Annotated in this window: 14 protein-coding genes and 1 pseudogene; 6 read left to right on the top strand and 9 right to left on the bottom strand. The window is 40.0% G+C overall.

All coding sequences use genetic code 11. The features are described 5' to 3' along the window. Positions 1–29: 29 nt before the first annotated feature. The gene (gene radC, locus FGQ53_RS02445) at positions 30–710 is read left to right on the top strand and encodes a RadC family protein (RefSeq protein ID WP_138335484.1); all 681 of its coding nucleotides are present in this window, start codon (positions 30–32) and stop codon (positions 708–710) included. Here radC and FGQ53_RS02440 read toward each other — a convergent pair. The 7 genes from FGQ53_RS02440 to FGQ53_RS02410 all read right to left on the bottom strand — a co-directional run bounded on the left by FGQ53_RS02440 (position 707) and on the right by FGQ53_RS02410 (position 5,478). Then, positions 707–1,396 (bottom strand): gamma-glutamyl-gamma-aminobutyrate hydrolase family protein, encoded by a 690-nt coding sequence (locus FGQ53_RS02440; protein WP_138335482.1) that lies wholly within the window; start codon positions 1,394–1,396, stop codon positions 707–709. The two genes, radC and FGQ53_RS02440, sit on opposite strands and share 4 nt — an antisense overlap. A 17-nt stretch (positions 1,397–1,413) precedes the next feature. After that, entirely contained in the window at positions 1,414–2,055 is a 642-nt protein-coding gene (locus tag FGQ53_RS02435; protein ID WP_000653417.1) for a redox-sensing transcriptional repressor Rex, read from the bottom strand. Between the two features lie 82 nt (positions 2,056–2,137). Continuing rightward, on the bottom strand, positions 2,138–2,353 hold the full coding sequence (locus FGQ53_RS02430) for a DUF4649 family protein (RefSeq protein ID WP_171019062.1): 216 nt from the start codon (positions 2,351–2,353) through the stop codon (positions 2,138–2,140). 7 nt (positions 2,354–2,360) lie between these two features. Next, positions 2,361–2,708, bottom strand: coding sequence for a DUF1831 domain-containing protein (locus tag FGQ53_RS02425; RefSeq protein WP_000863509.1), 348 nt, complete (start codon positions 2,706–2,708; stop codon positions 2,361–2,363). A 4-nt stretch (positions 2,709–2,712) separates the two neighbouring features. After that, positions 2,713–3,828: a cysteine desulfurase family protein gene (locus FGQ53_RS02420; protein ID WP_138335478.1), complete on the bottom strand. Its 1,116-nt coding sequence runs from the start codon at positions 3,826–3,828 to the stop codon at positions 2,713–2,715. 9 nt (positions 3,829–3,837) lie between these two features. Next, complete coding sequence (locus tag FGQ53_RS02415) at positions 3,838–4,797, bottom strand: ribose-phosphate diphosphokinase (protein ID WP_138335476.1); 960 nt, start codon at positions 4,795–4,797, stop codon at positions 3,838–3,840. A gap of 111 nt (positions 4,798–4,908) precedes the next feature. Then, positions 4,909–5,478, bottom strand: coding sequence for a CYTH domain-containing protein (locus tag FGQ53_RS02410; protein WP_138335474.1), 570 nt, complete (start codon positions 5,476–5,478; stop codon positions 4,909–4,911). A gap of 127 nt (positions 5,479–5,605) precedes the next feature. Here FGQ53_RS02410 and FGQ53_RS02405 point away from each other — a divergent pair, with 127 nt between their 5' ends. Genes FGQ53_RS02405 through pta form a run of 4 tightly spaced genes read left to right on the top strand, consistent with a single transcriptional unit; the run spans position 5,606 to position 8,990 of the window. Then, positions 5,606–6,277, top strand: a complete 672-nt coding sequence (locus FGQ53_RS02405) for a GTP pyrophosphokinase (RefSeq protein WP_050242979.1) — start codon at positions 5,606–5,608, stop codon at positions 6,275–6,277. Continuing rightward, entirely contained in the window at positions 6,261–7,079 is an 819-nt protein-coding gene (locus FGQ53_RS02400) for an NAD kinase (RefSeq protein WP_138335472.1), read from the top strand. Before FGQ53_RS02405 ends, FGQ53_RS02400 begins: the two co-directional genes overlap by 17 nt. Next, entirely contained in the window at positions 7,076–7,972 is an 897-nt protein-coding gene (locus FGQ53_RS02395; protein WP_138335470.1) for an RluA family pseudouridine synthase, read from the top strand. The genes FGQ53_RS02400 and FGQ53_RS02395 overlap by 4 nt, the downstream gene beginning before the upstream one ends. A gap of 43 nt (positions 7,973–8,015) precedes the next feature. Further along, entirely contained in the window at positions 8,016–8,990 is a 975-nt protein-coding gene (gene pta / locus FGQ53_RS02390; RefSeq protein WP_138335469.1) for a phosphate acetyltransferase, read from the top strand. A 262-nt stretch (positions 8,991–9,252) separates the two neighbouring features. Here the strand turns inward: pta and pepT are convergent, their stop codons facing one another. Continuing rightward, entirely contained in the window at positions 9,253–10,473 is a 1,221-nt protein-coding gene (gene pepT / locus FGQ53_RS02385; RefSeq protein WP_138335467.1) for a peptidase T, read from the bottom strand. A gap of 153 nt (positions 10,474–10,626) precedes the next feature. Between pepT and hemH the strand changes: the two genes are divergently transcribed. Further along, entirely contained in the window at positions 10,627–11,721 is a 1,095-nt protein-coding gene (gene hemH, locus FGQ53_RS02380; protein ID WP_138335465.1) for a ferrochelatase, read from the top strand. A gap of 69 nt (positions 11,722–11,790) precedes the next feature. Here the strand turns inward: hemH and FGQ53_RS02375 are convergent. After that, a pseudogene (locus FGQ53_RS02375) lies at positions 11,791–12,265 on the bottom strand (transposase family protein); the annotation flags it as partial.

Below are 12,265 nucleotides of genomic sequence, written 5' to 3'. Positions count from 1 at the left end.
TCACGAATAATAAAGTGAGGAGGATTTTTATGTACAGTATTTCATTCCAAGAAGATTCACTATTACCAAGAGAGAGACTGGCCCAAGAAGGAGTAGAAGCGCTCAGTAACCAAGAGTTGCTAGCTATTTTACTCAGAACAGGAACACGGCAAGCCAGTGTTTTTGAAATTGCCCAAAAAGTCTTGAACAATCTTTCAAGCCTAACAGATTTGAAAAAAATGACCCTGCAGGAATTGCAGAGTCTATCTGGCATCGGTCGTGTTAAGGCCATAGAATTACAAGCCATGATTGAACTAGGGCATCGTATTCACAAACATGAGACCCTTGAGATGGAAAGTATTCTCAGCAGTCAAAAGTTAGCCAAGAAGATGCAACAGGAATTGGGGGACAAAAAACAAGAGCACCTGGTGGCGCTCTATCTCAATACTCAAAATCAAATCATCCATCAACAGACCATTTTTATCGGTTCTGCAACTCGTAGTATCGCTGAACCGCGAGAGATTCTTCACTATGCTATCAAGCATATGGCAACCTCTCTCATCTTGGTCCATAATCATCCTTCAGGAGCGGTAGCGCCTAGCCGAAATGATGATCAAGTTACAAAACTTGTAAAAGACGCCTGTGACCTGATGGGGATTGTGCTCTTGGACCATTTGATTGTCTCACATTCTAGTTACTTTAGTTACCGTGAAAAAACAGATTTAATCTAAAGTTCATTAACGACATAGTCAAAGAGTTTTTTATCTTTGGGACGATTTTCAAATAGAAATTCTGGATGCCATTGGACACCGAGGAAGGCAACATCATCCGTACTTATGACAGCTTCAATGATACCATCCTTAGGATCATGAGCTGCAATCTTTAAGTTGGGAGCTAAATCCTTGATACTCTGGTGGTGGAAGGAGTTGATATGGGAGATTTCTCCATAGATTTCTCTAAGAACAGTATCTGGTTCTGTCACCAAGCGTTGGGTTGTGTATTCAGCTGAACAATCCTGCCAGTGGTCTTCGATATCTTGGTACAGAGTTCCGCCCATGGCAACGTTAAAGAGTTGAGTCCCACGGCAGACAGAGAAAATCGGCTTTTGCTGTTTAATAGCTTCCTTGATGAGGGCCAGTTCGAAGATATCTCTTTGAAGGTGGTAGTCATCGCTATCAATGTTTTTTGGTTCACCATAGAATTTTGGATCAACATTTTGCCCACCTGTCAAGATGAGCTTGTCAATCATACTAATATAGTGGCAGGCCATTTCTTGATCACCAATCGGTAGGATGATGGGAATCCCTCCAGCGTCTTTAACGCCTTCCACAAAGCCTTTTGCTGCGTAGCTCATCATGATGTCATCATCTGGATGAGTTTTTTCGTTTCCTGTAATCCCAATAACTGGTTTTTTCATAAAATGATTTTCGCTTTCTAATCCTCTTTTCGCATGAAATAGAGGAGGGTTTGTAGTTCACTTGTTAAATCGACATATTGAACGACCACATCTTTTGGTAAATGCAGATGGACTGGTGAAAAACTGAGAATCCCTTTCACACCAGCATCCACCAAGAGATTGGCAACCTCTTGGGATTTAACGCTAGGAACAGTCAGGATAGCAGTCTTCACATCAGCATCCTTTATTTTATCCTTAATTTGAGAAATCCCGTAAATAGGAATTCCATCAGGAGTTTGGGTACCGACTTCAGGATGGTCATCAAGGTCAAAGGCCATGATAATCTTCATCTTGTTACGCTCATGGAAGCGATAGTGGAGAAGGGCATGGCCCATATTTCCAATGCCAACTAGCATGACATTGGTAATAGAGTTATCATTAAGTAAATCGGCAAAAAACGTCATCAGTTTTTTGACATCATAGCCAAAACCACGACGACCTAGTTCACCAAAATAGGAAAAATCACGACGTACGGTCGCTGAGTCAATACCGATAGCCTCTGCAATTTGCTTAGAGTTGGCACGTTCAATCTTTTCTGCATGAAATCTCTTAAAAATTCGATAGTAGAGAGAGAGTCTTTTCGCTGTAGCTTTTGGAATAGCAGACTGTTTATCTTTCACAAAATCACAACCTTTCTATTCTTCTATTTTATAGAAACATTGTGAAAAAATCAACAAAAACAAGAAAAAACTAAGAAAAATCTTAGTTTTGATGTAAAAAATCTGCATGTGATAGAAAACGGTAGAGGTCTCCAATCAGACCCTGGTAAACTTCCTGGCCCTTAAAGGTCAAAGAAGTCACATAAAGTGTATCTGGTAGGGTCACACAGCCTGACAAAGCCAGCATGAGTGATTCATAATCCTCGTACTTGAGAGTCCGCTCTACATGATAGCTATCTTTATAGGTTAGTTCAAACATCTTGGACCTATCTTTCAGATTTTGTAAAGACACCACGTTCTACTAAGCTATCCATGAGGAAGTAGAATTTTTCCTGATGAATATGGTGGTCTTCTGATTTGAAAATATCAACCAGACGAAGACCAAACTTGTCAGTGATATTGATTTTAGCCCCTGTGAGTTCCTTGTTAATGATGATTTTGAGTTGGAAGCCTTCACCACTGTTTGGCACTTTTTCAAGTAGGCGAGTCAGTTCATAGTTACCAACCTTAGTCTCAAAAAAGGTGTTGTCTTTGAGGGTGAATTTTTTTACAGAAGGGCTAAGAGTATAGTCGTAACGACAATTTTTTAACTGAATGATTTTTTCAAATGCCATATGGCTAACCTCCGATAATTTCTTTTAAGGTTTTTGCGAGGGTTTGTAGGTCTTCAACAGTGTTTTGTGGAGACAAACTGATGCGAACGGATTCCTTCAAGCGTTCTGAATTTGCCCCGTACATGGCTTCGAGAACATGGCTGGATTGGACAATGCCTGCAGTGCAAGCTGAGCCAGTAGAGATAGAAATTCCAGCTAAATCTAGACGGAGGAGTAAAAGGTCGTTTTTTTGACCAGGAAATCCAATATTTAGAACATAAGGAAGATGATGTTCTCCTCTATTCAGATAATATTGAATTCCTTCTAGCTCTGCAAGAAAGGCAGTTTCTAGATTTTGTACATGTTGAAAATGTTCTTCTTGTTTTTCTAGGTCTTCTTTTAGGGCTGCAACCATGCTAACAATAGCAGCTAGATTTTCAGTCCCTGCACGTTTTTTCTGTTCTTGGTCTCCGCCATGAAGATAGGAATCAAAGTCCATGCTAGATGCGTAGAGAAAGCCGATTCCCTTAGGACCATGGAATTTATGGGCTGAAGCAGTGAGAAAATCAATGCCCAATTCTTCTGGATGAATAGGAATTTTGCCGATTGCCTGAACTGCATCAACATGATAGGCGGCAGAGTGTTGCTTGAGTATTTGGCCAATTTCAGCAATGGGCAGTAGGTTTCCTGTCTCATTATTAGCAAACATGGTAGAAACCAAAATCGTATCGTCACGTAAGGCCTCTTGAATTTGTTGGGCTGTGATTTCTTGATTTTCTGGTTGGATAATGGTTACTTCAAAACCGAAGTGTTGAACCAAGTAGTCAATCGTTTCCAGGACAGCATGGTGCTCGATGGCAGTTGTGATGATATGTTTTCCTTGTTCTTGGTGACGAAGGCAGTAGCCAATGATGGCAGTATTGTTGCCTTCAGTCCCACCAGAAGTGAAAAAGATATGTTGAGGTTTTGTTCCCAGCAACTGGGCTAGTTCCTGACGAGCTTCACGCAAGAGTTTACCAGCTTGACGACCATGACCGTGAATACTAGAAGGATTGCCATGAGTTTCTTGCATCACCTTGGTCATAGCTGAAATTGCAACTGCTGACATAGGAGTCGTTGCAGCATTGTCCAAATAAATCAAAGAATCACCTTATTTCTTTTTGTTGTAGGCAAAGAGTGGGCTGACTGGTTTTCTTTCGTGAATACGGACGATAGCATCACCAATTAACTCACTAGCAGTGATGTAGCATACGTTTTTAGGAGTTTTTTCTTTTGTTGCTACTGAATCAGTCACAAGAATTTCTTTAATCTTAGTATTATCAAGAAGTTCAGCAGCACCTTCGACGAAGAGACCGTGACTAGAAACAGCATAAATTTCTGTAGCCCCTTCACGTTCAACGATTTTAGCAGCTTCAGAGAAGGTACGTCCTGTATTCAGAATATCGTCAATCAAGATGGCTTTTTTACCTTCAACATCACCGATAATATAACCTTCGTTGCGAGTTGCATCGTCTTGAGGATAGTCGATAATGGCGATAGGAGCATCAAGATATTCAGCCAAGCTACGAGCACGTTTCACACCTGAATTTTTAGGGCTAACGACAACAACATCTGAGCCAAGTAGGCCCTTATCGCAGTAATGTTTTGCAAATAGGGGAACTGTGTAAAGGTTATCGACAGGAATATCAAAGAAACCTTGAACTTGGACAGCATGCAAATCAAGCGTAAGGACACGGTCAACACCAGCTTTAACCAGCATATTAGCAACTAGTTTAGCTGTAAGTGGCTCACGAGGTGAAGCAATACGGTCTTGACGTGCATAGCCGAAATATGGAAGGACAACGTTGATACTGTGGGCACTTGCGCGCATACAAGCGTCGACCATGATCAACAATTCCATCAGGTGGTTGTTAACAGGGAAACTTGTAGACTGGATGATGTAAACATCATAACCACGGACACTTTCTTCGATATTTACTTGGATTTCTCCATCTGAAAATTGACGTGATGATAGTTTTCCAAGTGGGACACCAACAGCTTGGGCAATTTTCTGTGCAATCTCTTGGTTAGAGTTTAGTGCGAAAAGTTTCATGTTTTTTCTATCTGACATTATAGACCGTCCTCTGTAAACTTTTTAAATCCTAGCTATATCTGCCTAGCCTATATGAACTTGGATTTTTGTATTTTATCTTTTCCATTTTACCAAAATATGGAGATTATTTCAGCTATTTTTCATACTTTTGACAAATCGAACCAATTTTGAAGGAGCTTTTTGGTAAGAAATTTGATTTTCCTCTAAAAATTGCTGGAAATCTTGTTTCCCTTTCTTGTGATTTTCCACTTCAAGCTCTAATTCGTAATCTCTAATATCGAAGTACTGACTCTCATCCAGTGCCATGAGGCCAATTGGTGTTTGTATTTCATAGCGAAGCGTTGTTAGACAACCAAGAACCTGCCATTTTTTACTTTGGATACCATGTTTAGCCAATTCATCCAGCACCAGTCCCTGAGGAAGTTCTTCTTTACTCAGATAATCTTCAGCATCTTTTAGTATCAATTGTTGGTTGTACTCCATGTTTCCAACACTTTGGGGGACTTTGAGTGTCAATTCCGCCCAGTCTTCAAAAGTTCGAATGCGCATAGCAACTTTCTTTTCTCGCAGTTCAAAATCAGGCGTGTCTATGTAGTAATTTTTTTGAAGAACAGGAGTGACGTCTGTGAACTGGTCTTTTAGACGATTGTATTCATCTTTTTTCAAGAGTGTTTTCAATTCAATTTCTAAATGTTTCATTTTTCTTACCTTTTCTTTATCGTTGAAAGCGGATTTATGATATAATAGCTTTGTATTTATTGTATATAAATCTGGAGAAAAAATCAAAGATATTTTTGAAGGATAATATGAGAACAAGGGAGAATATATGACCTTAGAATGGGAAGAATTTCTAGATCCTTACATTCAAGCTGTTGGTGAGTTAAAGATTAAACTTCGTGGTATTCGTAAGCAATATCGTAAGCAAAATAAGCATTCTCCGATTGAGTTTGTGACTGGTCGGGTCAAGCCAATTGAGAGTATAAAAGAAAAAATGGCCCGTCGCGGCATTACTTATGCAACCTTGGAACACGATTTGCAGGATATTGCTGGTTTGCGTGTGATGGTTCAGTTTGTAGATGATGTCCGAGAAGTGGTGGAGATTTTGCACAAGCGTCAGGATATGCGGATCATACAGGAGCGAGATTACATTACTCATCGAAAAGCATCAGGCTACCGTTCCTATCACGTGGTAGTAGAATATACGGTTGATACTATCAATGGAGCCAAGACCATTTTGGCGGAAATTCAAATACGTACCTTGGCTATGAATTTCTGGGCAACAATAGAACATTCTCTCAACTACAAGTACCAAGGTGATTTCCCAGAGGAGATTAAGAAGCGACTGGAGATTACGGCCAAGATTGCTCATCAATTGGATGAAGAAATGGGTAAAATTCGTGACGATATCCAAGAAGCTCAGGCTCTTTTTGATCCTTTGAGTAGAAAATTAAATGACGGTGTAGGAAACAGTGACGATACAGATGAAGAATACAGGTAAACGAATTGATCTGATAGCCAATAGAAAACCGCAGAGTCAAAGGGTTTTGTATGAATTACGAGATCGTTTGAGGAGAAATCGGTTTATACTCAATGATACCAATCCGGACATTGTCATTTCTATTGGTGGGGATGGCATGCTCTTGTCGGCCTTTCATAAGTACGAAGACCAGCTTGATAAGGTGCGCTTTATCGGTCTTCATACTGGACATTTGGGTTTTTATACCGACTATCGTGATTTTGAGTTGGATAAGTTAATGACTAATTTGCAGCTAGATACTGGAGCAAGGGTTTCTTATCCTGTTTTGAATGTGAAGGTTTTTCTTGGAAATGGAGAAGTCAAGATTTTTCGTGCCCTTAATGAAGCCAGCATCCGCAGGTCTGATCGAACCATGGTAGCAGATATTGTTATCAATGGTGTTCCCTTTGAACGTTTTCGCGGAGATGGCTTAACAGTTTCAACACCGACTGGTAGTACAGCCTATAACAAGTCGCTCGGTGGTGCAGTGTTACACCCTACCATTGAAGCTCTTCAGTTGACGGAAATTGCTAGCCTTAATAATCGTGTCTATCGAACGCTGGGTTCATCCATTATTGTGCCTAAGAAGGATAAGATTGAACTCATTCCAACGAGAAACGATTACCATACCATTTCGGTGGATAATAGTGTGTATTCTTTCCGCAATATCGAGCGAATCGAGTATCAAATTGATCATCATAAGATTCACTTTGTTGCGACTCCTAGCCATACCAGTTTCTGGAACCGTGTTAAGGATGCTTTCATCGGCGAGGTGGATGAATGAGGTTTGAATTTATCGCAGATGAGCACGTCAAGGTTAAGACCTTTTTGAAAAAGCACGAGGTTTCTAAGGGACTTTTGGCCAAGATTAAGTTTCGAGGTGGTGCAATTCTGGTCAATGACCAACCGAAAAATGCAACTTATTTATTGGACGTTGGAGACCGCGTTACTATCGATATTCCTGCTGAGGAAGGATTTGAAACTCTAGAAGCAATCGAGCGCCTACTAGACATTCTCTATGAGGATGACCATTTTCTAGTCTTGAATAAACCCTATGGAGTGGCTTCTATTCCTAGTGTCAACCATTCCAATACCATTGCTAATTTTATCAAGGGTTACTATGTCAAGCATAATTACGAAAATCAGCAGGTTCACATTGTGACCCGACTTGATAGGGACACTTCTGGCTTGATGCTCTTTGCCAAGCACGGCTATGCCCATGCACGATTAGACAAACAGTTGCAGAAAAAGTCTATTGAGAAGCGCTACTTTGCTTTGGTTAAAGGAGATGGATATTTAGATCCTGAAGGAGAAATTATTGCTCCGATTGCGCGTGATGAAGACTCCATTATTACTAGAAGAGTAGCTAAAGGTGGAAAGTATGCCCATACATCCTACAAGATTGTGGCTTCATATGGAAATATTCACTTGGTAGATATTCGTTTGCACACTGGTCGGACCCACCAAATCCGAGTCCATTTTTCTCATATCGGTTTTCCTTTGTTGGGAGATGATTTGTATGGTGGTAGTCTGAATGACGGCATCCAACGTCAGGCTCTGCATTGCCATTACCTATCCTTCTATCATCCGTTTTTAGAGCAAAATTTGCAGTTAGAAAGTCCCTTGCCGGATGATTTCAGTAACCTTATTACCCAGTTATCAACTAATACTCTTTAAAAACTATTTGGAGTATAATTTATTATCTTAAAGGAGAAAACTCATGGAAGTTTTTGAAAGTCTCAAAGCCAACCTTGTTGGTAAAAATGCTCGTATCGTTCTCCCTGAAGGGGAAGAGCCACGTATTCTTCAAGCGACTAAACGCTTGGTAAAAGAAACAGAAGTGATTCCCGTTTTGCTTGGAAATACTGAAAAAATTAAAATTTATCTTGAAATCGAAGGGATCATGGATGGTTATGAAGTCATCGACCCTCAAAATTATCCTCAATTTGAAGAAATGGTTGCTGCCTTGGTGGAGCGTCGTAAAGGTAAAATGACTGAAGAAGAAGCACGCAAGGTTCTGGTTGAAGATGTCAACTACTTTGGTGTTATGTTAGTTTACCTGGGCTTGGTTGATGGAATGGTATCAGGTGCGATTCACTCAACAGCTTCAACAGTTCGCCCAGCCCTTCAAATTATCAAAACTCGTCCAAATGTAACTCGTACTTCAGGTGCCTTCCTCATGGTTCGTGGTACGGAACGTTACCTATTTGGAGACTGTGCTATCAACATCAATCCTGATGCAGAAGCCTTGGCTGAAATTGCCATCAACTCAGCAATCACAGCTAAGATGTTTGGTATCGAGCCTAAAATTGCTATGCTAAGCTATTCTACTAAAGGTTCAGGATTTGGTGAAAGCGTTGATAAGGTAGTGGAAGCTACTAAAATTGCTCACGACTTGCGTCCTGGCCTCGAAATCGATGGTGAGTTGCAATTTGATGCGGCCTTTGTTCCAGAAACTGCAGCTCTAAAAGCTCCTGGAAGTACAGTAGCTGGTCAAGCAAATGTTTTCATCTTCCCAGGTATCGAGGCAGGAAATATCGGTTACAAGATGGCAGAACGTCTTGGTGGTTTTGCGGCTGTAGGACCTGTTTTGCAAGGTTTGAACAAGCCAGTTAACGACCTTTCTCGTGGATGTAATGCGGATGATGTCTACAAGTTGACTCTTATCACAGCGGCCCAAGCAGTTCATCAATAAAGAAAAATTATCCTAAATAATTCGTATTTATAATCAAAAAATGCATAGTATCAAGTGTTGACAACTTTATACTATGCGTTTTATTATATGACTATTAGTCAATCTCGCTTCATTAGGTGTGGTTAATACTCTTCGAAAATCTCTTCAAACCACGTCAGCATCCATCTGCAACCTCAAAACAGTGTTTTGAGCAATCTGCGTCTAGCTTCCTAGTTTGCTTTTTGATTTTCATTGAGTATAAATCACGAGTGGATATGACTGATTATTTATAGGCTACGATACCAATGATAGTATCAACTGCACGTTCCATGGTCTGAAGGCTGACGTATTCAAAACGTCCATGCATATTTTCACCACCAGCAAAGATATTTGGAGTTGGGATTCCCATAAAGGAAATTTTAGAGCCGTCTGTCCCTCCACGGATTGGTTCGATAATAGGTGTGATTTCTAGGTCTTCCATAACAGTTTTGGCAATGGTAATTGGAGTCATATCTTTTTCAATGACTTCTTTCATATTGTAGTACTGGTCTGTCAAGTTGAGAGTGACACGGTCGCTACCAAGTTCTTCATTCATCTTATCAGCGATAGACTGCATAGCTACTTTACGCGCTTCAAAGGCATCTTTTTCAAAATCACGAATGATGTAGCTTGCACGCGCCTCTTCGACACTACCAGTCACATCCATTAGATGGTAGAAGCCTTGGTAACCTTCTGTTAACTCAGGTCGGTCATTATCTGGAAGTTGATTATGAAAATCAATTGCTAGCTGAAGGGCGTTGACCATTTGTCCTTTGGCAGTACCAGGGTGGACATTGCGTCCTTGGAAATGCAATTCAGCACCCGCTGCTGAAAATGTCTCGTACTGAAGCTCACCTAGTGGCCCACCATCAACAGTATAGGCAAAATCTACATCGAAATCTTCTGCATCAAATTTATTGGCACCAACACCGATTTCTTCATCTGGTCCAAAACCAACACGAATTTCACAGTGCTTGATTTCAGGGTGAGCAGTCAGATATTCAATAGCTGTCATAATTTCAGCAATCCCTGACTTGTCATCAGCACCGAGCAAGGTTGTTCCGTCAGTTGTGATGAGCGTTTGTCCTGGATATTTTTCAAGACTCTTGAAGTCAGCTGGATCTAATTTAAAACCAGAATTCCCTAGTTCGATCACACCACCATCGTAGTTTTCAATCACCTGAGGATTGACTCCTTCGGCATTAAAATCAGCAGTATCCATGTGGGAGATGAAGCCAATCTTACGTGTTAAAGACGGATTGTTGGCTGGCAAGGTCCCAATCGCAAAACCATTTGGAAGGTAGTAGACGTTTTGAAGTCCAACGCGTTTCATTTCAGGAATCAGGACATTGGTTGCAAAGTCAATCTGACTCTGTGTACTTGGAGTAGTAGTAGAGCGTTCATCAGAGCGCGTGTTGACCTTAACGTAGGTCAAGAAGCGGTCCAAGAGATTGGGATAAGTCATAAAAAACTCCTTTTGAATTCATTTTTTCCATTGTATCATAGAAAAGAGAGAAAAACAAAAGACAGAAGTTCGGGAAATTCACTATGTTGGCGTTTACTTATTAATGGATAAATGATAAAATAAACTTGATAAAAATATCACAAGGAAGCAATTATGAAAAAAGCAATTTTAATGATGACTTTCGGTTCGCCAGAAGAGATTACCTTTGAAGGTGTGGCTGATTTTTTTACAAATATTCGTCGTGGAGTGAGACCTCAAGACCACGAGATTCAAACTCTATATGATAATTATGTACGAATTGGAGGCACGCCTCTGCAAAGAATTACGCGTGAAGAGGTTGCCTTGGTTGAATCTAGGCTAGGTAATGAATACAGTGTTTATTTTGCCAATAAGTTTTCCAGTCCTTTTATTCCAGATGTGATCGGTCAGATGGAAGCAGACGGCATTGAACAGTGTATTTGCTTGATTTTGGAGCCCCATTATTCTTTCTACTCTGTCATGGGCTATGAGAAATTTTTAGAAAGCAAACAAATTCAATTTTTGGTTATTAAGGCTTGGTATCAGGAAGAAGCGCTCTTAAACTATTGGGCAGATGAAATTGCTAAGATTTTAAAAGAAAAAGTAAAGCAGGATAGCTTTAAAGTCATCTTTTCAGCGCACAGTGTGCCCATTTTTGCCTTGGACTTTGGTGATCCTTATATCGACCAAATTTTTGAAAATAGCAAGCTAGTCGCTGAAAAACTAGGCTTGAATTCAGAACAATACACAAACACTTGGCAGAGTGAAAGTGATATAGGTATTCCATGGATTAAGCCAGATGTTTTAGAGTATCTCAGAGAACAGAAAGAACATCCAGACCATTATATTTTTGTTCCTATCAGCTTCATCAGTGAGCATATTGAAGTCTTGTTTGACAATGATGTGGAATGTTATGACTTATGTCAGGAATTTGGAGTAAACTACCATCGTCCACCAATGCCAAATACAGATTCTCGTTTAATTGATTCCTTAGTCAATACAGTTAGAGCCAATGAAAATCAAGAATTTAAGGAATTTCTCCCAGAAGAAGAAACCTTTGATGAATTAGTTCCTTCAGACGAGACTAAAAACATTTTGGCTGAATCTGAAGATTTACAAATGCCAGAATTTGTGAAAAAACTGATTGAGAAAAAAGGTCGTGAAAATGTTAAGATGCCTTATCTGATTAAGAAAATGCTAGAGAAAGCAGGCAAGTTGCCGAAAGAGTAAAGGAAAAGGATTTAGCTGTGTGCTCAATGTCATTAAGTTAGTGATCTAACTATTAGACTTCCTGCGAAACTAAAATCCTAGTTCACGGTTGATAATTCCAGCAATCAAATTCATTCGTAATCCAAACCGTTTGCGTCGATTTCGATAGGTTGTTGAAAATATTTTAAACGTTTTTACTTTGGCAAAAATATTCTCAACCTTGATTCTCTCTTTAGATAGCACATGGTTATAGGTTTTATCTTCAAGAGTTAGCGGCTTCAGTTTGCTTGATTTCCTCGGAGTTTGCGCTTGTGAATACATCTTCATGATCCCTTGATAACCACTGTCTGCCAAGATTTTACCAGCTTGTCCGATGTTTCTGCGACTCATTTTGAACAATTTCATATCGTGGCAATAGTTCACAGCGATATCCAAAGAAACAATTCTCCCTTGGCTTGTGACAATCGCTTGAGCCTTCATAGCATGATATTTCTTTTTACCAGAATAATTGGCTAGTTGATTTTTTTAGGACGATTGATTTTTACCTCTGTTGCATCCATAATCA

It is taken from the genome of Streptococcus mitis (assembly GCF_005844455.1).
Classification (GTDB): domain Bacteria; phylum Bacillota; class Bacilli; order Lactobacillales; family Streptococcaceae; genus Streptococcus; species Streptococcus mitis_BF.
Note: the sequence above shows the minus strand (reverse complement) of the source record. Positions and strands in the feature narration are given on the sequence as shown.